The 23,847-nt window shown below is 61.5% G+C and carries 20 protein-coding genes; 13 read left to right on the forward strand and 7 right to left on the reverse strand.

Annotated features, from left to right (window positions below):
- Positions 1–200 precede the first annotated feature (200 nt).
- The 6 genes from VHX65_05420 (at position 201) to VHX65_05445 (ending at position 6,027) form a co-directional block, all read left to right on the forward strand.
- On the forward strand, positions 201–1,391 hold the full coding sequence (locus VHX65_05420) for an SMI1/KNR4 family protein (GenBank protein HEX3997971.1): 1,191 nt from the start codon (positions 201–203) through the stop codon (positions 1,389–1,391).
- A gap of 392 nt (positions 1,392–1,783) precedes the next feature.
- On the forward strand, positions 1,784–2,317 hold the full coding sequence (locus VHX65_05425; GenBank protein HEX3997972.1) for a hypothetical protein: 534 nt from the start codon (positions 1,784–1,786) through the stop codon (positions 2,315–2,317).
- Positions 2,318–2,327: 10 nt separating this feature from the next.
- On the forward strand, positions 2,328–2,747 hold the full coding sequence (locus VHX65_05430) for a hypothetical protein (GenBank protein HEX3997973.1): 420 nt from the start codon (positions 2,328–2,330) through the stop codon (positions 2,745–2,747).
- 108 nt (positions 2,748–2,855) lie between these two features.
- Entirely contained in the window at positions 2,856–3,722 is an 867-nt protein-coding gene (locus VHX65_05435) for a hypothetical protein (GenBank protein HEX3997974.1), read from the forward strand.
- Positions 3,723–4,009: 287 nt separating this feature from the next.
- A complete protein-coding gene (locus VHX65_05440; protein ID HEX3997975.1) occupies positions 4,010–5,425 on the forward strand; it encodes a magnesium chelatase in 1,416 nt (471 codons plus the stop codon).
- Positions 5,426–5,553: 128 nt separating this feature from the next.
- A complete protein-coding gene (locus VHX65_05445; protein HEX3997976.1) occupies positions 5,554–6,027 on the forward strand; it encodes a hypothetical protein in 474 nt (157 codons plus the stop codon).
- A 114-nt stretch (positions 6,028–6,141) separates the two neighbouring features.
- Here VHX65_05445 and VHX65_05450 read toward each other — a convergent pair whose 3' ends face one another.
- Positions 6,142–6,996 carry an NAD(P)H-hydrate dehydratase gene (locus tag VHX65_05450; protein ID HEX3997977.1) on the reverse strand — a complete coding sequence of 285 codons (855 nt, stop codon included), beginning with the start codon at positions 6,994–6,996 and terminating at the stop codon, positions 6,142–6,144.
- A gap of 388 nt (positions 6,997–7,384) precedes the next feature.
- A complete protein-coding gene (larB, locus tag VHX65_05455) occupies positions 7,385–8,149 on the reverse strand; it encodes a nickel pincer cofactor biosynthesis protein LarB (protein ID HEX3997978.1) in 765 nt (254 codons plus the stop codon).
- A gap of 227 nt (positions 8,150–8,376) precedes the next feature.
- Here larB and VHX65_05460 point away from each other — a divergent pair, with 227 nt between their 5' ends.
- The 4 genes from VHX65_05460 to VHX65_05475 all read left to right on the forward strand — a co-directional run bounded on the left by VHX65_05460 (position 8,377) and on the right by VHX65_05475 (position 12,667).
- Complete coding sequence (locus VHX65_05460) at positions 8,377–9,465, forward strand: Xaa-Pro peptidase family protein (protein ID HEX3997979.1); 1,089 nt, start codon at positions 8,377–8,379, stop codon at positions 9,463–9,465.
- A gap of 177 nt (positions 9,466–9,642) precedes the next feature.
- Entirely contained in the window at positions 9,643–10,143 is a 501-nt protein-coding gene (gene accB / locus VHX65_05465) for an acetyl-CoA carboxylase biotin carboxyl carrier protein (GenBank protein ID HEX3997980.1), read from the forward strand.
- A 244-nt stretch (positions 10,144–10,387) separates the two neighbouring features.
- Complete coding sequence (gene accC, locus VHX65_05470) at positions 10,388–11,731, forward strand: acetyl-CoA carboxylase biotin carboxylase subunit (GenBank protein HEX3997981.1); 1,344 nt, start codon at positions 10,388–10,390, stop codon at positions 11,729–11,731.
- Between the two features lie 147 nt (positions 11,732–11,878).
- Positions 11,879–12,667: an MBL fold metallo-hydrolase gene (locus VHX65_05475; GenBank protein HEX3997982.1), complete on the forward strand. Its 789-nt coding sequence runs from the start codon at positions 11,879–11,881 to the stop codon at positions 12,665–12,667.
- Between the two features lie 107 nt (positions 12,668–12,774).
- Here VHX65_05475 and trpD read toward each other — a convergent pair whose 3' ends face one another.
- On the reverse strand, positions 12,775–13,809 hold the full coding sequence (trpD, locus tag VHX65_05480; GenBank protein HEX3997983.1) for an anthranilate phosphoribosyltransferase: 1,035 nt from the start codon (positions 13,807–13,809) through the stop codon (positions 12,775–12,777).
- 233 nt (positions 13,810–14,042) lie between these two features.
- Between trpD and VHX65_05485 the strand changes: the two genes are divergently transcribed.
- The gene (locus VHX65_05485) at positions 14,043–14,996 is read left to right on the forward strand and encodes a nucleoside hydrolase (GenBank protein HEX3997984.1); all 954 of its coding nucleotides are present in this window, start codon (positions 14,043–14,045) and stop codon (positions 14,994–14,996) included.
- 503 nt (positions 14,997–15,499) lie between these two features.
- On the opposite strand, the gene VHX65_05490 is transcribed toward VHX65_05485, so the two are convergent.
- Positions 15,500–15,655, reverse strand: a complete 156-nt coding sequence (locus VHX65_05490; protein ID HEX3997985.1) for a hypothetical protein — start codon at positions 15,653–15,655, stop codon at positions 15,500–15,502.
- Positions 15,656–15,802: 147 nt separating this feature from the next.
- Entirely contained in the window at positions 15,803–16,207 is a 405-nt protein-coding gene (locus VHX65_05495; GenBank protein HEX3997986.1) for a hypothetical protein, read from the reverse strand.
- Between the two features lie 895 nt (positions 16,208–17,102).
- Here VHX65_05495 and VHX65_05500 point away from each other — a divergent pair.
- Both VHX65_05500 and VHX65_05505 read left to right on the forward strand, forming a co-directional pair.
- Positions 17,103–19,748, forward strand: a complete 2,646-nt coding sequence (locus tag VHX65_05500; protein ID HEX3997987.1) for a PQQ-binding-like beta-propeller repeat protein — start codon at positions 17,103–17,105, stop codon at positions 19,746–19,748.
- 199 nt (positions 19,749–19,947) lie between these two features.
- Positions 19,948–21,783 (forward strand): PQQ-binding-like beta-propeller repeat protein, encoded by a 1,836-nt coding sequence (locus tag VHX65_05505; protein ID HEX3997988.1) that lies wholly within the window; start codon positions 19,948–19,950, stop codon positions 21,781–21,783.
- Between the two features lie 343 nt (positions 21,784–22,126).
- Here VHX65_05505 and VHX65_05510 read toward each other — a convergent pair whose 3' ends face one another.
- Entirely contained in the window at positions 22,127–22,810 is a 684-nt protein-coding gene (locus VHX65_05510) for a hypothetical protein (protein HEX3997989.1), read from the reverse strand.
- Positions 22,811–22,906: 96 nt separating this feature from the next.
- Positions 22,907–23,794: a tRNA pseudouridine(55) synthase TruB gene (truB, locus tag VHX65_05515; GenBank protein HEX3997990.1), complete on the reverse strand. Its 888-nt coding sequence runs from the start codon at positions 23,792–23,794 to the stop codon at positions 22,907–22,909.
- Positions 23,795–23,847 lie beyond the last annotated feature (53 nt).

Here is a 23,847-nt window from a genome sequence, read left to right on the forward strand (position 1 = left end):
TTAGCGGCGCTGTCGTTTACCCTGCCGCTCCTCTTCCGCCTGCCACTCTGGAACACATCTCCGCGCTACCGCTCCACCCACACACCAACTAAAATCAGGCGATCAATCTCCGGAAAGCGACAAAACATCGTGAACGCTTACAAAGAGAGGAAGCAGAAGAATGGCTGCACGACTACTCGCTCCGAAACGCACTCGCGGACATGGACCGCCGTGGAATTCCGCGCTGGGAGCAGAGCGTGCTGCTGTTCGTGACGCCCGCCGAGGTAAATCCCTGGCCGCTGAACTTCGACACCTGGGCCGGAATGAACGGCGGAGAAGGACTTGCATTCCACCCACCGGCGACAGAGGACGCGAACGTTGACTTCAGTTCCTCTGGCGGGGCGGCAGGAGGGGGCGGGGAATCCGATTCGTTGGCCGACGGCGAGGTTCCGCTCGGCACCCAGTTTGACCCTGAACACCACAACCTTGTCGCAAGCCTGTATCGGGGCGGCGAGATTATTTCGCAACGCCAGTTCGTCAGTGGGAATATCAGGCCGGCCGAGATCGAGCTTGCCAATCGGCAGGGCTTGTCCGAACCGTGGCGGATCGGCGACACAGAGAACCGTGCGGTGCGCGCGTCGGACCTTCAGTCGGGCGACCTGCTCGTTCTTGACGGCCAGTTTCCGCCATGCGAAAGTTGCATGGCGCCATGGCCGACGGATCGTACACGACCGGGGCTGAGATCCACTACCGAGTTTTGGATGAATCTGGGAACACGGCGGTCTGGTCCGCCCAGCAAGGGGGCTACATATATGCAGGCTATGGGTCAGGCGGCGATTGACGAATTGGTGAGGAGAATCCGAGTGAAGCTCGCTAAAGACATCGGAAGGCCGGCTCAAATTGGCCCCTCTCCCGCAGAACTTCACCCGCCGGTCTCGGTCGATCAGCTCGCGGAACAAGAAATGCGCCTCGGGTTCGCCCTTCTCCCGCTGCTCCGACGGCTTTACGGGCAGATGGCCAACGGCGGCTTTGGCCCTGGTCACGGCCTCCTACTTCTCCGCCAACTCTCTCCAAGGGTCGACCATAGTGTCGCCACGCTATACCACCAGCTGCACGGGGCACGCGTGAAGCGCGGTGCGGTTTGGGTGTCTGGCGTGGTGCCCTTTTGCCAATGGGGCGACATCATTCTTTCCTGCGTGGACCTAAGCAACGGCGAGACCGCTGCCGATCCACCGGTCGTACGGTACGAGCCGAACATGCCCGAAGCGGCCACCTACGGCTATCTCGGAACGTCGCTGTTTCTTGGCGCGGGACTGATCCCCGAGGCGCCTACGCTGTCAAAATGGTTTGAGGATTGGCTCGTTGGGAAGGAGATGTTCCGTCGGCCGTATACTGATCCCAAGGCGCAGTAGCTCTCGCGATGTGCGATCGGTCGCTGCGAGTTGGACGATAACTACGCCGGAAAACGAAAAGGGGCAGGCAAAGGAGCGAAATTAAGGGGACGGGAGTCTTTTTAAATTACTCCCGTCCCCCGTAAATTCGAAATTCGATCGCACGGCAAATGCGTGAAGCTGCTGTCGACCTTGTTCGAGGGCCTCACGATTGCCCGCGGCACCAGTGCCCGTTCGATGGCCCGCACGGCCCGGCGGTGCGAGCCTGCCTATGAGCACTATGCGTCCTATTGCCAGCAAACCAACTTGCGATTCGACCTTTGGGTCCGACCTTCCACTCAGCTTTCGGGACCGCTGCAAGATGCAATCACTGAAGGAACTATTACCCTAAGGAACATTCCTGGCGCACGATGATGTCCAATAAGAGAAAACCAGTTACGGCCGCGGAGCTAATGCAAAGGCTTACAAGCGATCCCGGTTGGCTACGCCAAAACCAAATTCGTGAGGACCGGCGCCGCGCCCGCATTGCGCAGCTTCGCGCCGAGCTTGAACCAGAAGAACGGCCCATGTTGGAAGAGTTGGCTAAAGCGGGTCATGCCGTTAGCTCGGTTTGGGACTTGGTAAATACGAACGCGGCCTACCCGGCGGCAATTCCCGTGCTGGCCAGATATCTTCCGTCGATACGGCACCCTTCTTTGCGACAGGGAGTTGCGCGCGCACTTACTGTGCCTGAAGCGCGCGGCTGCGCCGGAATGACAATCTTGCAAGAATTGGTCGGGCAGAAAGATGCGCCCGGCAGTGAAGAGCGGTGGGCATTGGCGAATGCGCTCGTCAGCGCGGCCGACCGAAGCATGGTGGACGAGATCAGCGCAATGGCCGCCGATCCAAGTTATGCGGATGTGCGTGAACGATTCGAAGCGGCATTAGAGCGTCTTTGTTCGGAGTAGCGCATGGCCCATGATACAATTGAAGAGAAACTTCGCGCTCTGGATTACCACAAGCGAACAGGCCGAGGCAGGCTTGGAGCTCAGTAGCGAGTTGGACGAACTGGTGCGTCGTGAATATTGCAATCCATCGAACCGGCGGTTGGCCGGGCATGTGCGAGCGCGCGCGCTGAACTGGTTTTGGTTCCTGATTGATCCGACGATCGCGGCGACGAACCACGAGGCAGAACAAGGCTTGCGCGGAGCGGTGGTGAACCGCAAGGTTTGGGGCGGCAACCGGACGTGGGCCGGCGCACAAGTTCAAGCGACTTTGATGACCGTTCTCCGGACGTGCTGGCAACGACTCATCCCGCCATTCGGTTTCCTCGTGCAGGCCATTTGCAGCCCTCCCCCCAGCCGCTACCAGGCTGAGACGGTAAATCAAATACATTGAATTTTCCTCAGTTCGGTTCCTGACACCTTTAACGCTCCCCTCTTTTACGCTCTGATTGACGACGCGACGAATCAGACGTGCGCCCGATTCTTTGAGGAGGAGACGACGGTGGCAGCCATGACGAGCTTTCGTCGGTACGTCGAGCAGTATGGCTTGCCGCGATCGTTGTACGTGGATCGGGCCGGGATTTACGAGACGGCTCGGACGGCGACGGCGGACGAAGAATTAGCGGAAAGCGGGCCATTAACGCAGTTTGGCCGGGCGATGTCGGAGTTGGAAGTGGAGTTGATTTGCGCCCACAGTCCGCAGGCGAAGGGTCGCGTCGAACGCCGCCATGCGGTGTTCCAGGACCGGCTGGTGAAGGCGTTGCGATTATCTGGGATCGACGACTTGGACTCGGCGAATCGGTTCCTGGAGGAGAAGTTCCTTCCGGAGATGAACGAGCGATTTACGGTGACGGCCACGCGGACGGCGAACATGCATCGACGGTTGCCGCGGACCCTGAAGCTGGATGACGCGTTGTGCCTTCAAGAATCGCGGGTTGTACATAACGACTGGACGGTTCAGTGGCGTGGACGGCGCTTTCAACTGGCGGCTGCCAATCAATCGTTGGCGTTGGTGCGGCAGAGCGTCTTGGTGTGCGAACATTTGGACGGCACGATTCGCCTGATGCGCTCTGGGCGAGAGCTGGCATGGCACGAGATCTTCGAGCGGCGAACAAACCAACGATCGGCGGCCGCGGGCCCCACGGGCGTGGGCCGGGCCGGCATACGGCCAGCGGCCGACCATCCGTGGCGGACGAAGGTGCTCCCCCCGCGGGTCGCGCCGCCGGCCTGTCCGCCTTGCTGCGCTTCGGTCGCTTCGGTCGCTACGCTCCCTGCGCTCCCTCCGCTGCGCAAGGCGGACAGGCCGGCGGGAAAGAAGAAGAAGAGGAAGAAGAAGAGTAGACCCCTAACAGTAGCGGGACATTTCTAATGGTTTTGAAATGGGGACATTTCTATGGGTTGCTGACACCGCCTCGTTCTCCCCTCTCCCCTTTGCGGGAGAGGGAGCGAGGGTTAGGAGCGCGTTCCTGCGAATGGAGAAGGAGAGAAATCGGCGCGACGGGCTCGTTCGAAGTGCGGAAGGCTTGGCTGCGGTTGGCTAACCTGATCGGGGCGCTATAATCGGTGGAGGATCGCGGCAATGTGATATCGCCGCCGGTCCCACGTCGGGCGTCTTTCATCCTGATCCGCTCACCCCGCCGAAATCGACGCACCCCCATGCATTCTTCGCCAAAGCCAACGAACCTTCGCGACCTACGCGCCAGCGGATGGGTTTCCAAAACTGTCAAACGCGAAATTCAAGACAATTTCCTCCGCATGCTCCGCGACGGCGACGAACTGTTTCCGGGCATCGTCGGCTACGATAACACGGTCATCCCCGAAATCGACATCGCCCTGATCGCCGGGCACGACATGCTGTTCCTCGGCGAGAAAGGGCAAGCCAAAAGCCGGCTGATGCGGCTGTTGGTGCGGTTTTTGGATCCTGAAATTCCCTATATCAATGTGCCCGAGGCCCCGCTGCACGACGATCCGCTGCGGCCGATCAGCAATGTGGGCAAGCGGCTCGTGGCGTCGCGGACGGAAGCGGAGATTCCGATCGGATGGTGGAAGCGAGAAGACCGATATGCCGAGCGGCTTGCCCCGGGCACCAAGTTCGCCGACATCATCGGCGAAATCGATCCTTCGAAGTTGGCGGGGGGAACGAGCATGTCGGCCGAAGAAGCCCTGCATTTCGGCCTGATTCCGCGCATGCACCGCGGCATTTTCGCCATGAACGAATTGCCCGAACTGGATGAATTGGTGCAAGTCGGGTTGTTCAATATCCTCGAAGAGCGCGACGTGCAGATCCGCGGCTACCCGATCCGCTTCGATATCGACGTGCTACTGTTGTTTTCGGCCAATCCGTCGACGTTCAACCGCAGCGGCAAGGTGATTCCGCAATTGAAAGACCGCATTGGAGCGGTGATTCACACGCATTATCCGCGCGAGCGCGATTTGGGAATCCAGATCATGGAGCAAGAGGCGGCGGTGGATTTCGGCGGCGAATTTCCGGTCGTAGTGCCCTATTTCATGCGGGAGGTGATCGAGCAAGCGACGATCCTGGCTCGGAAAAGCAAGTATGTCGATCAGCAGTCGGGCGTTAGCGCGCGGTTCAGCATCGCGAACTACCGCACGATGGTCGCCAGCGCCCGGCACCGATCGGTCCGGCTTGGCGAGCGGCCAGCCGTGCCGCGGATCAGCGATTTGGGGCATCTGTATGCTTCGTCGCTGGGAAAGCTCGAACTCGACATGATGGGCAGCCACCAGCTATCCGAGCGGCAGGTGCTCGATGCCGTACTGGCCGAGGCGATCCGAATCGTGTTTGGCGAGTATGTCGATCGGCACGGGATCGAAGAGATTGGGCAAATTTTCGGTGAGGGAGTGAAGATCGAGGTGGGTGACATGCTGCCATCCTCGGAATATGCCCGGCGACTGGAGCGGGTTCCGCCGGTGTGGGACAAGGCTTTCGAGGTGAATGCCTCGGGCGATCCGGCGGTTCGGGCGGCGTGTGTCGAGTTTGTTTTGGCCGGATTGCATTCGCTGGAGAAGATTTCGCGGTCGCAGCACCATGGTCGGATCGTGTACGAAACGTGAATTGAAATGTGAATTTGTGGGCGCGCCGTTTGCTTTCATGTAGCCGTCGTTGGAGCGTTGTATCATAATGGCGTTGTTAGGAGGACCCGTTAGGAGGGTCTTTCCCCATTTTGCGAGGATCGAGGATCATGTACCAGAAAATCAGCTTATTGTCGGTAGCTGCCGCGCTCATGTTGGCCGGCGGCTGGGTTTTTGCCGCGGCGAGCCCGCTGCAAGCGCAAACCATTGTGCACGTGCGCACCGCTGATTTGAAACCCAGCGACACCGCGAACGTGAAGATTGAGCCGGCCGCATGGCGCGGTTATTCCCACACGTATTACCGTGCACCGTATCGGGCCAATTATCGCCCGTATTATCGGCCCTATTATTACGGCGGCGCCTACAGCGCTTGGTACGGAAATCCATACTCGTTTTATCCGTATAGCTATGGATACAGCTATCCGACCTACGGCTACAGCTCCCCGTACTATGGCTCCCCGTACTATGGCTCCTCTACCCCATACTCGAGCTACTACGCGCCCGGCTATGGCTACGGCTATTACGGACCGAGGGTGGGCGTGAGAATTGGGATCGGCATCGGCCGCGGACGGGTTTACTGGTAGTCGTTTGGCGAAGGACCGGCTGTGAGCACTATCGCCTCTGGCAGTCGGTTCCGAGGCAAACGGGCTGGAAGGCGAAACCGCGAGTGCGGCTTCGCTTTTCAGCCTGAATCGTTTTCAGTCCGGCGTCGCCGCGAGTTTCATAAACGCGTCCGGCAGGAATCGCAGCAAATCGCTGGCGATCATCGACACCTGCCCCAGCTTCTCTGCGGCAAGATCGCCGGCCAAGCCGTGGACATAGGCGCCGAGCTGCGCGGCTTCTAGCGGCGACATGCCCTGGCACAAGAGGGCGGCGATCACGCCCGTGAGAATGTCGCCGGTGCCGCCCGTGGCCATGCCGGGATTGCCGGTCGGGTTTCGCCATTCGCGCGGCCCGTCGGTCACAAGCGTGGGATGGCCTTTAAGCAGCACGATGATTCCGGCCCGGCTCGCCAAATCGACGGCTGCCGATGGCCGCTCTTCCGGGGGCATGTTGGATGCCCGCATCAGGCGCGCGAATTCGCCAGGATGCGGTGTGAGAACCCGCGGCCCCGCATGGTTCGGCAATGCATTAGTCAGCGTCGAAAGCGCGTTGAGGCCATCCGCATCGACGACCATCGGTTGCCGCAATTCGCTATAGAGTGCGGCGACGATGCCGGTCACTTCCAAACTGCGGCCTAAGCCGGGACCGCAGGCAACGACGGTTGCCCGGCCGGCGAGTTCGCGGATTTTAGCGAGCCCGGCCGAGGCGATCCGGCCTTCTTCATCGCACGGCAGCGCAGCCGTCATGAGCGACGGTTCGAAACCTGCCACGGTGGTCTGGCACGCGGCGGGTGTGGCGACCGTGACTAATCCGGCGCCGCTGCGCAGACACGCCATTGCCGAAAGCGAAATGGAGCCGGCCATCCCCTGCGAACCACCGATCAACAGCGCGTGGCCAAAGTCGCCCTTGTGGCTCTCCGGACGCCGCGGTGCAAGTCGTGGAAGGTGCATGGAGGAAAGGCTGTGAGGCTTGAGACTGCTGTGAAAAATTCGACATACTAGCCCGAAGCGTTAGCGAGGAAGAAGTGCAACAGCGCGTTGCGCTCGCAAATTTCGTGCATGGAACGAGGCTCCCTCGCTGACGCTTCGGGCCAGTGTCCGCTTCGGGCCAGTGGTCGAGGATTCCTCGCTAACGCTTCGAGCCAGTGTCGAGGATTCCTCGCCGACGCTTCGGGCCAGTGGTCGAGGATTCCTCGCTGACGCTTCGGGCCAGTGTCGAGGATTCCTCGCTAATGCTTTGGGCCAGTATAGTGTGGGACTGTCAGGTGGCGTGCTCTCTTGGTGCGAGCAATCTCGACGCGAAGCGTCGATTGCTGTCGTGCCTCACAGCCTCACGGTCTCAAGCCTCACGGCCTTTTCTTCGTGCAATCAATCCAGCAACATACCCGCCTTTGAATCCGGCGTCGATATTCACGACCGAGACATTCGCCGCGCAACTGTTCAGCATGCTGAGCAGCGCAGCGAGGCCGCCGAAATTCGCACCGTAGCCGACGCTCGTCGGAACTGCAATCACGGGCGCCGCCACATGGCCGCCGACCATGCTCGGCAGCGCCCCTTCCATTCCGGCGACGACGACGACCGCATCGGCCCGGCGAATTTCGTCCAGATGATCGAGCAATCGCTGCGGACCAGCGACGCCGACATCGGCCACGAGCGTCACGGCCGCGCCCATCCAGCGCGCCGTTTCCACGGCTTCCTCGGCCACGGGCAAGTCGGTGGTGCCGGCAGCGACAACGGCCACCAGACCGCCTGTGTTCGGCGATTCCATTTCGACCGCGATGCGAAAGGTGCGTGCGATCAGGTTGTAATTGCCGCGAGGAAATCGCTCCAATAGCGCCGCGGCCGGCTCGGCGGCAATTCGCGTGGCCAACACGTCGGCCCCCTCGGCGATCAGCCGCTCGAAAATTCGTTCGATGGTTGCGAGGCTCTTTCCTTCGCCGAACACGACCTCGGGAAACCCGCATCGCCGGCTGCGGTCCAAGTCGAGCTGCACATCGCCGAGATCGGCCGTTTTTGGGCGGCCCAATTCGCGCAAGAAATGGTCGAGCGAGATCGTGCCTCGCGACAGTTGTTCGGCAAGTTCGGCAATTTGCGATTGGTTCATTTCGGTCAATGTACTTGGCGGAAACGATGAACGCGACAGGCCACACCACGGCCACCGCGCGAAACCGCAAGCGAGCCGCCGACCTGATACCGGGTTGACGCTCGCTTGCGGTTTCGCGCTTCGGCTAGCCGGCCTCTTGCGAACCGCACCCTCGATCTGGTAGCAAATGACTACCACCAAACCCAATTCGGGCTCTCTTTAGCGGCCCCATCTCCGAGCGAGCATTCATGGACCGCTTCCGAGCGCGATGCGACAAGCTTCGCAAAAGTCTTGCCAAAGCCGGCGCCGATGGCCTGCTGGTGACGAATTTCGTCAATGTCACGTACCTGACGGGCTTCACCGGCGACGACAGTTTCCTGCTGGTGACGCCCAAGCATGCCATCCTGCTTAGCGACCCGCGTTATACGACCCAAATCGAGGAGGAATGCGGCGGGATCGACGTGGAAATTCGCAGCGTGAAGATGAACATGCTCGAGCTCGTGGCCCGCGCGGTCGAACGAGCTGGCCCGAAGCAACTCGCTGTCGAAGCCGATTCGATCACATTGGGTCTTGCCGACCGGATTGCCAACAAGTTGCCGAAGGTCGGCCTCGTGCCGCTTCCGAATTTGGTCGAGCGGCAGCGGATGGTGAAAGACAAGGAAGAAGTGGCCGAAATTCGCCGGGCCATTGATCAGGCGCAGCGAGCCTTTGCGGTGCTGCGTGCCTCGATTCGGCCTGAACAGACGGAAAAAGAGGTTGCCGACAATCTCGAACACCAAATGCGCCTGTTCGGCGCGAAGGGGGCGAGCTTCCCGTCGATCATTGCCGTAGGGCCGCGGGCCGCGTTGCCGCACGCTCGGCCGACCGCCAAGCGGATCGGCGAGAGCGAGTTTGTGTTGGTCGATTGGGGAGCCGATAGCTTGTATAAGAGCGACTTGACGCGGGTTTTGGTGACCGGTAAAATCCCGCCCAAACTCGAACGCGTGTACGGAGTTGTGTTAAAAGCGCAGCTCGCGGGCATTGAGGCCATCCGGCCCGGCGTCTCGTGTCAGGACGTCGATTCGGCCGCTCGAAAGGTGATTGAAGACGCCGGATTCGGCCGCCAATTCGGCCATGGACTCGGTCACGGCATTGGCCTGGACATCCATGAAGGACCACGGCTGGGCCAAGGGCAAAAGCATATTTTGGAATCGGGGATGGTCGTGACCGTCGAGCCGGGAATTTATTTGCCCGGCTGGGGGGGCGTGCGGATCGAAGACGATGTGCTGGTGACGAAAGGCGGGCATGAAGTGCTGACCAACGTGCCGAAACAGTGGTCCGACGCCTGCTTGGTTTGAAGCGATCAAGGCTTGGCCGAAAAACACCCTGCCTTCTCCCGCAAGAAGAGAGGGGGCTGTGGAGAAGATATTCTTCGGCCGAGTCAATAGGTCAGGTTCCGGCCTGGCGTGTCGGTGAAGGATTCATCCGAAACAATATTCTCCGGCCAATGCCGGGATCATCCGCGGAGACTCGGCATGTCCAATTCGGGCCCTGGCGCCGGCGATATTTTTGACGTTAAGAAGGTGCGCCGGCTCGTCGAGATGATGGAACAGCACGATCTGGCCGAGATTGATCTGCGACAAGGGGATCAGCGAATTCGGCTGCGGCGCGGCGGGGAAGTGCAACTTGCTCCGGCGGCCCATTATTCACCGCTCCCTCCCGCTGCCGTTCCACAATCTACCACGACGCCGGGCGCGCCGCCCGCCGGCGGCGCCGCGCCGGCCGACGCCGATCTGAAAGTGATCACCAGCCCGATGGTTGGCACGTTTTACGCCGCCCCGAGCCCCGAATCTCCGCCGTTCGTCAAAGTGGGAGATCATATCGGGCCGGAAACGGTGGTCTGCATTCTCGAAGCGATGAAGGTGCATAACCAGATTCAAGCCGAGATCGCGGGCCGTGTGGCTGCTGTGCTGGTGGAGAACGGCCAGCCCGTCGAATACGGGCAGCCGCTGTTCAAGATCGACACGCGTCAGTAGGAACCGAATGGAAAAGGACTTCTCGAAAACATCGTTTGTCGTCGGGGCCTCCCTCGCTAACGCTTCGGGCTAGTGTTGCGGTGGAAGATATTGGCCCGAAGCGTTAGCGAGACCGAGCTGCCAAACGGCGCTGCAAAACGGACCCGAATTTGGGGCCGGAGCCCGTGCCGACAATGACGTATGCCCCGACACTGGCCACTAATCTCCGACATCCGACGCCCGGCCCCCGACCCCTGACCGCAAATTGTTCAAACGTATTCTGATAGCCAATCGCGGCGAGATTGCTTTGCGCGTCATTCGCGCTTGCCGAGAAATGGGCATCGAAACGGTCGCCATCTTCAGCGAGGCCGATCGTGGCGCCGCGTACCTCGAATTGGCCGACGAAGCCTATTGTGTCGGTCCGGCGAAGGCTGCCGACAGCTATCTGCGAATCGAGCGGATTATCAGCGCCGCGGAAATCGGCAACGTGCAGGCCATTCATCCCGGTTATGGCTTCCTTTCGGAAAACGCGCATTTCAACGAGGTCTGCCGCACCTGCAATATCGACTTCATCGGTCCGACGCCGCAGGCCATGAGTCAGCTCGGCGACAAGAACGAAGCCCGGCGGATCGCGCGCGAAGCCGGAGTGCCGGTCGTGCCGGGAAGCGAGGGACTGATTCAAAGCGAGGGGGATGCCGTTCGCCTGGCCCATGAAATCGGCTTTCCCGTGCTCATCAAGGCCACGGCCGGCGGCGGCGGCCGCGGAATGCGCGTCGCCGCCAACGATCTGTCGCTCAAGAGCGCTCTACAACAAGCCGCCGCCGAAGCCGAAGCCGCATTCGGCAATGCGGGCATCTATTTGGAGCGCTACATCGAGCGGCCAAGGCACGTCGAAGTGCAACTGCTGGCCGATCATCATGGCAACGTGGTGCATCTCTGGGAGCGCGATTGCTCCGTGCAACGGCGGCATCAAAAATTGATCGAAGAAAGCCCCTCGGCGGCATTGCCCCCGGAAACGCGGACGGCCATGTGCGAAGCGGCCGTTCGGCTTGCCAAAACCGCCGGATACACCAACGCCGGCACGTGCGAATTCATCGTCGATCAAACCGGCAATTTCTACTTCATCGAAGTCAATGCCCGCATTCAAGTCGAGCACCCGGTGAGCGAAATGGTCACCGGCATCGATCTGATCAAGTCGCAGATTCGCGTCGCTGCCGGGGAGCCGTTACCCTTCAAGCAAGACGACATCCAAGCCCGCGGGCATGCGATCGAATGCCGCATCAACGCCGAAGACCCGCGGCGGAATTTTCAGCCCTCGCCCGGCCGCATCGAGCGGATTATCGCTCCCGGCGGCTTCGGCGTGCGCTTCGATTCGCATGCCTACAGCGGCTACACGGTTTCGCCGTACTACGATTCGATGATCGGCAAGCTGATCGTTCATCAGCCGACGCGCCGCGAGGCCATCGATTGCATGCTGCGTGCGTTGCGTGAATTGCGGGTCGAGGGCATTCGCACCACGGTGCCGTTGCATCAGGAAATTCTTTCGCACGCGGCGTTCAGCGAAAGCCGCATCGACACGACATTCGTCGAGCGCACGTGGATGAACTAGCCCCCCGCACCGGCCATCGCTCAAAGTGTCCAAGCCCGGTGAAGCCCGCCGCAGGATTGCCTTCGTGCGCTGTTCGTTCCCGCGGCCTTCCCTGGGCTCGGGGGCGCTGTTAGAGTGCGGATGCACTCTTGTCAGCCGCTCGAATCCATGTACGCCGACATTCGCGGACAGCTTGTGTTTCTTGGCACCGGCACTTCGGTCGGCGTGCCCTGTGTCGGGTGCGATTGCAGCACCTGCATGAGCGATCATCCGAAAAACCAACGCACACGCTGCGCGGTGGTGCTCGGGCTGCCGGAAGGGAATCTGCTCGTCGACACGCCGCCCGATCTGCGCGCGCAATTGCTTCGCGAGAAGATTGGACGCGTGCACAGCGTGCTCTATACGCACGACCACGCGGACCATTTGTTTGGCCTCGATGATCTGCGAATCTTTCCCTATTACCTGGGCCGGCGAATGCCGGTGTACTGCGAAGATTTCGTCGAGGCGCGGATTCGCAAATCGTTCGACTATGCGTTCACGCCCGAGGCGCCGTCCTATGGCGGCGGAGTGCCGCAGTTGGATTTCAACCGCATCACGACCGAGCCATTTTTCGTGCTGGGGCAACGGGTGACGCCGATGCGGCTCGAGCATGGCCGCTTTCGCGTGATGGGCTTTCGCTTCGGCAATATCGCATATTGCACCGATACCAATGCCATCCCGGCCGAAAGCCGGCCACTATTGGAAGGGCTCGATGTGCTAATCCTCGACGCATTGAGGCCGCGTTCGCATACGACCCATTTCAGCTTGGATCAGGCGATCGCCGCGGCCCGGGAGTTGAATCCGAAGCGGACGCTGTTCACGCACATGTCGCACGAATTGGAGCACGAAGCGACCAACGCCGCGCTCCCCGCCGGCATGGAACTGGCCTACGATGGCTTGCGAGTTCCGTTGAGTTGACCGCGTGATCGGGGCGCGATGCCCGCGGCCTTGCCTGGGCATGTAGTCCGCAAGATCATGCCCACGCCGAGGCCGTGGGCATGGCACCCATCCTGCGGCAGTCGCCGTCATTGATTCGTTTGCTCGGCCCATTGCTCGAGCAGGTCGCGAGCGGCGCCGCTATCGATCGCGTCGGCCGCAATTTTTGCAGCCGCGAGCGGCGCGTCGGCTTGGCCGGCAGTGTAAATGGCGGCCGCCGAGTTCGCCACGACGATGTCGCGGGCCCCCCCGCGTTCGCCCGCCAGCACACGGTGGATCATTGCCGCGCTTTCCTCCGGACCCGACACGAATAGCGCGTCCAGCGGCGACGGCGTGAGGCCGAAGTCCGCCGGGCGCCAAGTGAACCTGCGGAGATTGCCCGCAGCAATTTCGGTGACGCGGGTCGCGCCGGCGATGGTCACTTCGTCGAAATTTCCTTCGCCGGTAACAACGAGCGAGCGTGTGGTTCCCAATCGCGCGAGCGATTCGGCCAACAATTCGTGCAAATGCGGCTTGCCGACGCCAAGCAACTGAAACGGCGCACCGGCCGGATTCGACAGCGGCCCGAGAAGGTTGAAAATGGTCGGCACGCCGAGCCGCTTACGAATCGCCGAGACTTGTCGCATGGCCGGATGCAACAGCGGGGCATAGCAAAAGCAAATTCCCAACTGATCGAGACATCGTTCGACGGCCGGCACGTCGGCTTCGATATTGACGCCCAGCGCGGCAAGCACATCGGCCGAGCCACTCCGGCTCGAAACGGCACGGTTGCCGTGCTTTGCCACGGGCACGCCGGCTGCCGCGGTTACGATTGCCGCCGCCGTGCTGACGTTGAAGGTTCGCCATCCGTCGCCGCCCGTTCCGCAAGTGTCGATGATCCCGCTGCGCTGCGAGCGAATCGGCGTCATGTGCCGGCGCATGGCGATCGCGGCGCCGGCGACTTCACCGACGGTCTCGCCTTTGACGCGCAAAGCGGTAAGCAAAATCGCGATTTCCGATTCGCTGAGTTCGCCGCTCATCACCCGGTCGATGGCCGTGGTCATCTCATCCTGCGCGAGGTTTATCCCCGCCGAGATCTGGCCCAGGATGGCGGCGATTGTGGGCGGCATCGTTTGTTGTGTCATGAATTTCAACTAGGCGGATCTCATCCGAGGCATTTCGACGCGAGCATTGTACGAACGCAACCCTTGTTCGGCTAACGACCAGTTCTTAGAATACCGCGAGTCGGCCTGCTTCGAGGGCCACCAGCGTCTCGATTGCGGAAAGCCGTATCAAAATGAGGCATTTTCCGGCCTCGCGATCGAAGGAATCTCGAAGCCGGCCTGGTGTCTTTTACTAGCATTCGTCCTTGCAACAAGTGTTGGATCCGCGCATGGCCAGGAAGGTGATTCTCGACGTGGATCCGGGGATCGACGATGCACTGGCAGTGGTGCTCGCGCTATTCGACCCGGGGCTAGAGGTGGTCGCCGTGACGGCCACGGCGGGCAACGTCGGCGCGCAGCAGGCGACGGTCAACGTTCAAACGATCGTCGAATTGCTCGATCCGGCGCGCTTGCCGCGACTGGGCGCGGCGCCGCTCGATATCGCGGTGTCCGACGACGCGCGGATCATTCATGGCTCCGATGGCTTGGGCAACGCCGGATTTCCAGTCGCCGAATTGCACAACATGCATCCGGCCGAAAAGGTGCTGTGCGATGAAGTGCGCGCGGCGCCCGAGGAGATCACGATTCTCGCGCTGGGGCCGCTGACGAATATCGCCCGCGCCATCCAGCGCGACTCGACATTTGCCGCGGGCGTCGGACGGTTAATTATCGTCGGCGGCAGCGTAACGGGGCCGGGCAATGTCACTCCGGCCGCGGAATTCAATATTTATTGCGATCCCCTCTCGGCCCGAACGGTGCTGCGGTCGCATATGACGAAGACGCTGTTGCCGCTGGAAGTGACCAACCAATTGATCATGACATTCGATTGGCTCGACCTGCTGCCTGCCGAATCGACCCGCGCGGGCTCGCTATTGCGGCGAATTTTGCCGTTTGCGTTTCGTTCGCATCGGCAAGAGCTGGGCTTGGAAGGGATGTATATCGACGATGCTTTGGGCGTCGTAGCAGCGGCCCATTCGGAGCTGTTCGAAACACGCGAGATGGGTGGCGACGTCGAAACGCAAGGCGAAATAACGTTTGGTGCGACCGTGTTCGACCGCCGACAGGCGCAGAAATGGCGGTCCAATGCCGACGTGGCCGTGTCGATGGACGCCCTCGGCGTAAAGGACTATATCCTCCGCACGCTGGCCGAAGCCGCGCGAGCCGGATGAGGGGAAGGCCGTGGGGCTTTGAGGCAACGCGACGACCGCACTTTGTCGGCCTTGGCTTCGTTGCCTTCGTAGCTCAAGCCTCACAGCCTCACAGCCTAAAACAAAAACTCTGCCCGGGAGAAATCTCCCGGGCAGAGTTGAATCATCGCATCGCACTCAGAGCCAACCGAAACTAGTAGGTGTTGGCATAGGTCTGAGCGTGGCTCAGCGAGGCCGAGTGATCGACCAGCGGAGCCGGCGGGGTGCTGTCGTCCGTCGTCTTCGGCGGGGCCGGAGGAGCCGGAGGAGCTACCGGAGCAGCCGGGGCCGGAGCCGGGGCAGCAGCAGCCGGAGCCGCACCGCAAGAAGCTTCGCAAGCGCAGCTCTTTTCGCAGCAGCTGGAGCCGCAGCTCGAGCAGCCGCAGGAGTGAGTGCAGCAGAAGAGGTCGAACAGACCGCAGTGGTGCCGGCAACCGCATCCGCAGCTCGAGCAGCCGCAGTTGCTGGTGCAACCGCAAGACGGCTCAGCCTTCGCACAACCGCAGCTCGGCTCGCAAGCCGGCTTCGCACAGCAGCTCGGGGCTGCACAGCACGACGGCTTGGCGCATCCGCAGCTCGGCTCGCAAGCCGGCTTGGCGCAGCAGCTCGGGGCAGCCGCACAGCACGAGGGAGCGGCGCATCCGCAGCTCTTCTCGCAGCAACTATGGCAGCAGCTCGAGCAGCAACCGCAGCCGAACAGGTCGAACAAGCCGCAGCAGTGGTGGTGGCAGCATCCGCAACCGCAGTTGCTCGCGCAACCGCAGCTATTGGCGCAACCGCACGACGCTTCAGCCGGCTTCGCACAGCAGCTCGGGGCTGCACAGCACGACGGCTTGGCGCAGCAGCTTGGGGCCGCGGCGCAGCAGCTTGGGGCAGCCGCACAGCACGAGGGAGCGGCGCATCCGCAGCTCTTCTCGCAGCAGCCGCAACCGCAGCGGTGCAAACCGCAGAACAGGTCGATGTGGTGGCAGCAGCATCCGCAGCTCGAGCAACCGCAGCTGCTCGCGCAACCGCAGCTGCTGGCACAACCGCACGATGCCTCGCAGGCCGGCTTGGCGCAGCAGCTCGGGGCCGCGGCGCAGCACGACGGTTTGGCGCAGCCGCACGACGCCTCGCAGGCCGGCTTGGCGCAGCAGCTTGGGGCCGCTGCACAGCAGCTCGGGGCAGCCGCGCAGCAGGTCTTTTCGCAGCACGAAGGGGCGGCACAGTTTTCACTGCCGCAACAGTTCAGGCCAAGCATGCGGTCGAGCAATTCGGCGCCGAAGCTCTGTCCGCAGAGGCCTGCGCTAAGAACTAGCGCTCCAAGTACCAATTTCCATTTCATCGAGCAACCTCTCCTGTTAGGGGTTGAACCGCGAGCGTTCGTTGGTCCCGCGCCTCAAGCCGACGCGTCCGTCAAGGCAGCTTCGGAACGTGTCGGCTGTCCGTTCCGTTCGGTCGAGCCAGCTTTCGCGTCCTTGTCGCTGGAATCGTCGGATTGGACAAATTTCGGGCGGGGTAATGCGGGCTGGAATGCTCGCGGTTCAAACGATGTAGTGCGCCAGGGCCGTCGAACCAATCCATGGTCCGAATAGCCGCGCGGTTGCCTGACGCGCCCTTGAACGTGCTTCGGGAGCACGTATCTTCTGTAAGGACACCTACCGTATCGGCAGCGTAAGGAAGACCCCTTGAGCGACCGGAAGTAATTTTCACAGAATGGCTTACGACTCCTGTTGGGCAAACCTTGACGCGCCCATAAGGTGGCCAAACCTTAACGCGCGCACCGCGCGCATCGAGGCCGGATCACCGGCATCACGCACAAAACTTTCGCCGGTTAACGCGCGTCTGCGTGATCGCCTGGTTCGCACTGCGGCAAGCAGCGGTCGCGATCCCCCCGCAAGCCGCGAGATTCCGTCTGCAGCGGGCGGCGCATCGAACATCTGAATTGAGTTAAAGTTCTTGCCGTGGCGGAAGAATTGCGCCGCCAGAAAATCTTCTCCCACCCCCTCAATGATGCGCCTTGTCGGTTTGCCGGCTGTGGCTTATCTTGAACCTATCCTTCCCACCATTCCCGCCGGACCTCCGGAACCCACCGGGAGCTAAAAACTCATGCGACACCGTTTCTCTGCCGTTTGCGGCCTGCTCGTGATCCTTGGCATTGCTGGTTGCGGTGAATCCGCCAACGAACCAGCCAAGCAAGTTGCCCAGTCCACTCCACCAAATGCCCCGGCGAAAACTCCCGCGGATGAAATCGTCCCGCCCCCCAAGCCGGCAAAGGTCGAGACAGTGCCGCCCGAGGTTCCGCCCACGAAGCCGGACACCGCCGTAACGCCGAAGACTCTCCCGGCCGAAACCAATCCCATCACGCCGGCAGAGACCAAGCCGGCAGAGACCAAGCCGGCAGAGACCAAGCCGGCAGAGACCAGGCCTGTCGAATCAAAGCCTGTCGAATCAAAGCCTGCAGAAACGAAGCCTGCAGAAACGAAGCCTGCAGAAACGAAGCCTGCAGAAACGAAGCCCGGCGAAGGGGCTCCCGGCGAAACCCATGTCGCCGGCGATCCGCTGGATTGGCCCAATTGGCGCGGGCCCGAGCAAAACGGCGTCTCCCGCGAAACCGGCCTGATCGACCACTGGAATCCGGAAACCGGCGAAAACGTTCTCTGGAAAAATGACACCGCTGGCGGCATTTCCTCGCCCATCATCATGCGAGGAAAGGTCTACATGATTAATCGCTACAAGCCGGGCACGCATGAAGACGGCGAACAAGTGATTTGCCTCGACGCCCAGACCGGCAAAGAAATCTGGCACAATCGCCACAACATGTTTTTGTCCGACGTGCCGGCGGAGCGCATCGGCTGGGCCAGTTGCGTCGGCGATCCGGCGACCGGCCGGGTCTATTCGTTGGGCACCAACGGTTTGGCGCAATGTTTCGACGGCGACACGGGCCATGAAATCTGGTCGCATTCGTTGCAAGAAGAATTCGGCGGCATCAGTGTCTATGGCGGCCGCACCAATATTCCCGTCGTTTTCGACGATATGGTGATGATCAGTTGCGTCACGGTGGGTTGGGGCGATAAGTCGCTGCCGGCCCATCGTTTCTTGGGCTTGGACAAAAACACCGGCGAAGTTCGCTGGTACAACGGCACCACGCCGCTTCCCGAGGATACGACGTTCAGCACGCCCTTCTTGACGGTGCTCGAAAATCAGCCCGAGATGATTTTCGGTTCCAGCGATGGGGCCGTCTGGTCGTTTCAACCGCGCACCGGCCAGCCGATCTGGCATTTCAAGATGTCGCGGCGCGGATTGAGCGTTTCGCCGTTGGTCGTCGGCAAGACAATCTACATGGCCCAGAATGAAGAGAATCTCGACAACGTCACGCAAGGCATGCTGACTGCATTCCGCGGTGTCGGCAAAGGCGATATCACGCAAGATGCCCCGATTTGGCATTTGCGAGGCGTGATGGCCGGCAAGAGTTCGCCGATCCTCGTCGACGGCCGAATCTATCAGTCCGACGATCAAAACAATCTCTACATCGTCGACGCGGCCACCGGCAAACTGGTCAAGCAGGTCAAGTTGATCGGCGAGATCGTTCGCGGCAGCCCGCTGTTCGCCGACGGCAAAATCTATCTTTGCTCGACGACCGCCTGGCATTGCTTCCGGCCGACGGCCAAGGGGGTCGAGGTGGTGCAGAAGATGCGTTTGCCGACCGACGACGAAGTGTCGGCGTCGGTGGTTGTCTCGCACGGCCGGCTCTATCTGGCCACGAATGCCCGCCTCTATTGCCTCGGCAAAAAGGATCAGAAACCGGCGGCCACGCCAATTCCGCCGCGGCCTGCCGAGCCGCCATCGGCCGACGACAAAACGCCGGCCGAGGTGCAAGTCGTGCCGGCCGAGTTGTTGATGACTTCCGGCGGAGAACAGCAATTCCACATCCGGCTCTTCAACAGCCGCGGCCAATTCCTTCGTGATGCGCCGACCGCGAGCTTCACGCTCGCTGGTCCGGGCAAGATCGACGACGCCGGTTTATACAAGGCCGACAACAATGCCGAGCACACGGCGACGATCGTCACCGCGAAGGTCGGCGATATCAAGGGTACAGCGCGAATTCGCGTTGTGCCGCCGCTGCCCTGGAAGTTCGACTTCCAGAAAATTCCGCTCGCGGCGAATGCCAAGGGCGTAAAGGTCGGTGAGCCGCCGATCACTTGGGTCGGCGCGAGCCATCGCAACGTGGTTCGCGAGCTCGATGGCCGCAAGGTGCTCGTGAAAGTGAACACGATTCCCAAAGGGACGCGCAGCCAAAGCTGGATGGGCCCGATCAACCTGCACGACTACACCGTCCAGGCCGATGTCCGCGCGTCTGGCGAAGGCGAAAAGATTCCCGATATCGGCCTGATCGGCCAGCGCTATACGCTGGCAATGCTCGGTGCCGATCAGGAATTGCAGATTCGCTATTGGCCGCCGCAAGTGGCCACACAGTTTTCGGAGACGGTCCCGTTCAAGTGGAAGCCAAAGACGTGGTATACGATCAAATTTCGCGCTTCGCTGGTCGATGGCAAGGCGATCTTGAAGGGGAAAGTCTGGCCGCGCGATGATAAGGAGCCCGACGCCTGGACGATCGAAGCGACCGACAAATTGCCGAATGTCGAGGGAAGCCCCGGTTTATTCGGCGACGCCACGAACAAGCCCGAAATTTACTACGACAACGTGCAGGTATACCCCAATTCAGACACCGCCAAGACCGCAGCCACCCCGTAGGTCGGGCTTTCCAGCCCGACGGGGCACACCGTAGGTCGGGCTTTCCAGCCCGACGGAGTGCCACAGGATTGCGAGCTACGTTTTGGTAGCCCACTGCCCTGCGAAACCGCAGTCCGGCAAACTTCGATCCATTTGATTTCCCACCTCACAACCGACCTCGCCCACCCCTCCACTCTGCTGTTCCACGGAGTTTTTCGCCATGAGCCGAACCATTTGGCGTTTTCGAAAATTCATCTTCCCGATCGGCGCCGTTGCGGCGATCGTTGCCATGACGATTGCCGGCGCCCGCGGCGCACAAAAGGATGTCGATAAAGCATCCGATCCCGCGGCCACTTCAAACTCCGCTACGCCCGCAAACGCGACCGCCACGAAAGAGGCGGCCAAGCCAGAGTCGCCAGCAAAGGGCGCCGCTTCCAACGATGAGAAACTCCCCATCGACCCGGTCGCCTCGCAAATCAAGTCCGGCGATTGGAACCAATGGGGCGGCTCGTCGATCCGCGACAACACGCCCACCGGCAAGAATATTCCGACCGATTGGAACGTCGGCTCGTTCGACGATCAAACCGGCGCGTGGAAAAAGGAAGGCGCGAAGAATATCCGCTGGGCCGCTCGCCTCGGCTCCCAGAGCTACGGCAATCCGATCGTGGCCAATGGCAAGGTGTTCATCGGCACCAACAACGGCTCCGGCTATCTGAAGCGCTATCCGCCGGCCGTCGATTTGGGAGTGCTGCTGTGCTTCAACCAAGACGACGGAAAATTTCTCTGGCAAGACTCGAGCGAAAAGCTCCCCACCGGCCGCGTGAACGACTGGCCCCTGCAAGGCATCTGCTCCACCCCGTTGGCCGAAGGGCGCCGCTTGTGGTACGTCACCAGCCGCGGCGAAGTGAAATGCCTCGACGTCGACAAGCGCAAAGCAGGCACGACCGACGAACCGGCCGTGATCTGGACGCTCGACATGATGAAGACGCTCGGCGTCTCGCAGCACAATATGGCCGCCTGCTCGGTGACCGACGCCGGCGACATTCTGTTCGTCAACACTGGCAACGGCGTCGACGAAGCCCATATCAAGCTCCCCTCGCCGTTTGCCCCGAGTTTCATTGCCGTCGACAAGAACACGGGCAAAGTGCTTTGGACCGACAACACGCCCGGCAAGAACGTGCTCCACGGCCAATGGTCGAGCCCATCGTGGGCCGTGCTCGGCGGCGTGCCGCAAGTGATCTTCGGCGCCGGCGACGGCTATGTGTATAGCTTCTTGGGCACCGCCGAAAACGTCGATGGCCACCCGAAGCTGCTCTGGAAATTCGATTGTAACCCGAAGGAGTCGAAATACGTTCTTGGCGGCCAGTCGACGCGCAACCACATCATCGGCACTCCGGTGATCTACGACGGCCTGGTCTATGTCGGCGTCGGCGAAGATCCGGAACACGGCGAAGGGAACGGCCATTTCTGGTGCATCGACCCGACCAAGCGCGGCGACGTGAGCCCCGAATTGGCCTACAACGTGAAAGACCTCGAGCATCCGATCCTGCACGTCAACCGCAATCAGGCCGTCCGCACCGAGCTCGGCGAAGTCGCCCGGCCCAATGCGAACTCGGCCGCGGTGTGGCACTATGCCGGCTTCGATGCGAACGGCGATGGCAAGCTCGATTTCACCGAAACGATGCACCGCACGATCGGCACCGCCACGATCAAAAACAATCTGCTCTTCATCGCCGATTTCAGCGGCGTATTGCATTGCCTTGATGCAAAGACGGGCAAGCCCCATTGGGCCTACGACATGCTCGCCGCCTGCTGGGGATCGGCCTGCATCGTGGAAGATAAGGTGTATATCGGCAATGAAGACGGCTCGGTGTTCATCTTCAAGCTCTCGCCGAAAATGGAATTGCTCTCGAAGGATTCCGACGGCAAGCCGGGCGGCATCAGCATGGGCAGCGCCGTCTACAGCACGCCGATCGTTGCCGACAACGTGCTTTACATCTCGAACAAAAACTACTTGTTCGCGATCCAAGCCCCGCCGCAAGTCGCCCAGCAATAAACTGTTCCCTGCCGCTTGGCTATTGTGGCGTGCCCAGCGGCGCGCGTCCCTCGCTAACGCGTCGGGCTTGTATCGCCGAGACTAGCCCGAAGCGTTAGCGAGGGACGCCGCTGACAGACGTTGCCTTGCCTTCACTGGCAGCGGCATAAGGGCTTCTGAATCGGAATGACGAGGTCGCTTTCCGGACCGTGACGTTGCCTTGCCTTCACTGGCAGCGGCATAAGGGCTTCTGAATCGCAATGACGAGGTCGCTTTCCGGACCGAGATGTTGCGTTGCCCTCACTGGCAGCGGCATAAAGGGGGCCACTGCTGGCTTGCTCCAGCAGTGTGTGGCATCGCCGCCTCACTGCGGCACGGTTCGACGATTCGCCGCCGGCGATTGCGATCCGGCGCTCAACCGCTGCAAATTCGCGAGCGCTTGCTGCTTGAGCGCCCCGCTGGCTCGACGGGCCGCGCTGCGATATTCGATCTTGGCGAGCCCCGGCTTCCCGGCCGCCTCGTGGGCCTGAGCCCGATCGATGATTTTCTGCGCTTCGGCGGCCGTGGCCGCATCCTCGGCCACCTGCTCGCGACGGATCTCGGCCAGGCTCGCCCCGGCCGCGTCCGTGGCCAACACATTCGGCGCCGATTGTGGATTGCCCGAGGCGGCGGCGTTTCCGCCCGTGGCGTCAAAATCCTTTCCAAGCAGGGCCTTGTCCATCGCGTCGAAATCGTGGATCGTTGCCCGCACGCTCACGCTGCCGCCGTGGCCGCCGTTGGCGGTCGCGCTATTGGCGAACGGCCGGAATCCCAAGCCGGGAATGCCGGCTTGTGAACTGCCGCTTGCCGCGGAATTCATCCCGCCCAGAAATCCTTCGCCACTATCGGGCACTTCGACTGAGGTGCTGATCGCAAAGAAATTGAACGTCGGCAATTGCACCGTCGTCGCGCCCGCCCCGCGATAAGGAACCATCTGGGCCGCCAACCGGCCAACGCCCAAGAGGCCGATCACCATCGTCAAAGCAAAACTGTTCGTCGCGCGCAACATCGGTCACACTCCCATCGCAAGCAAGCAATTGCGTTCCGTCCCCGCTGCGCATTTTATCGCTGTGCAATATCGCTCCGCAACGCAATCAACCCGCGCTCATGCCTGCCTGAGATTGCAAACCGGCCAAAGCGAGCCGTCGGGGCGCATGCGGAGGATGGCCGTCAGTTCGCCGGCGGCGTCGACGGCCGCGCATTCGTCGCCCGGCAGAAGTTCTTGCGGTCGCTGGCGATCGGCCGGCAAGCTCAGGCCGTGAAGCACGGCGGTCGCCTCATCGTCGCCCAGCCGGACGACCGGCAGCGATGCGACGGCTTGCAATGCCGGCAACAGGGCCGCGGCGAGATTTTCGCGCGTGATCGAGCGTGGGTCTGCGGCGGCGGCCAAGTGGAATGGCCCGATTTCGGTCCGCACCAGATTCGACATCACCGCCGCCGTGGCGAGCGATTCCGCCAAATCTCGCCCCAGCGAGCGAACATAAGTTCCCGATCCGCAGCGAATATCGAGGACGACGCGCGGATAATCGTATTCGGCGATTCGCAGGCTGTGGATCGTCACCGGCCGCGGAGCGAGTTCGACGCTGCGTCCAGCCCGGGCTAGTTCGTAGGCCCGGCGTCCGCCGATTTTCACGGCCGAAAAGTTGGGAGGCCGCTGCTGGATCTCGCCGACAAACCCGGCCGCGGCCTGCTCGAGCTCGGCGAGGTTCGGCACCGGCGGATCCAAAAGCAATTCGGCATCGAGCTCGACATCGTCGGATGGGCTGCGGCGGCCGAGAAGAAACGTGGCCCAATAGCGCTTCGGCATGCGCTGCACGTATTCGATGAGCCGCGTGGCCGAGCCGACCGCAACGACCAGCACACCCTCGGCCAGCGGATCGAGCGTTCCGGCATGGCCGATCTTATCGGGCCGCACGACGCGCTTCAGCCACCCGACCACGTCCGCGGAAGTGACCCGTGCCGGTTTACGCAGATTCAACAACCCAAATGACACAGGAACTCCTGACTAGGGTGAGGGGATAGGGTTAGGGGCTAGGAGACGAAGCA

This window comes from Pirellulales bacterium, assembly GCA_036267355.1.
In the GTDB taxonomy this organism is placed as follows: Bacteria; Planctomycetota; Planctomycetia; order Pirellulales; family DATAWG01; genus DATAWG01.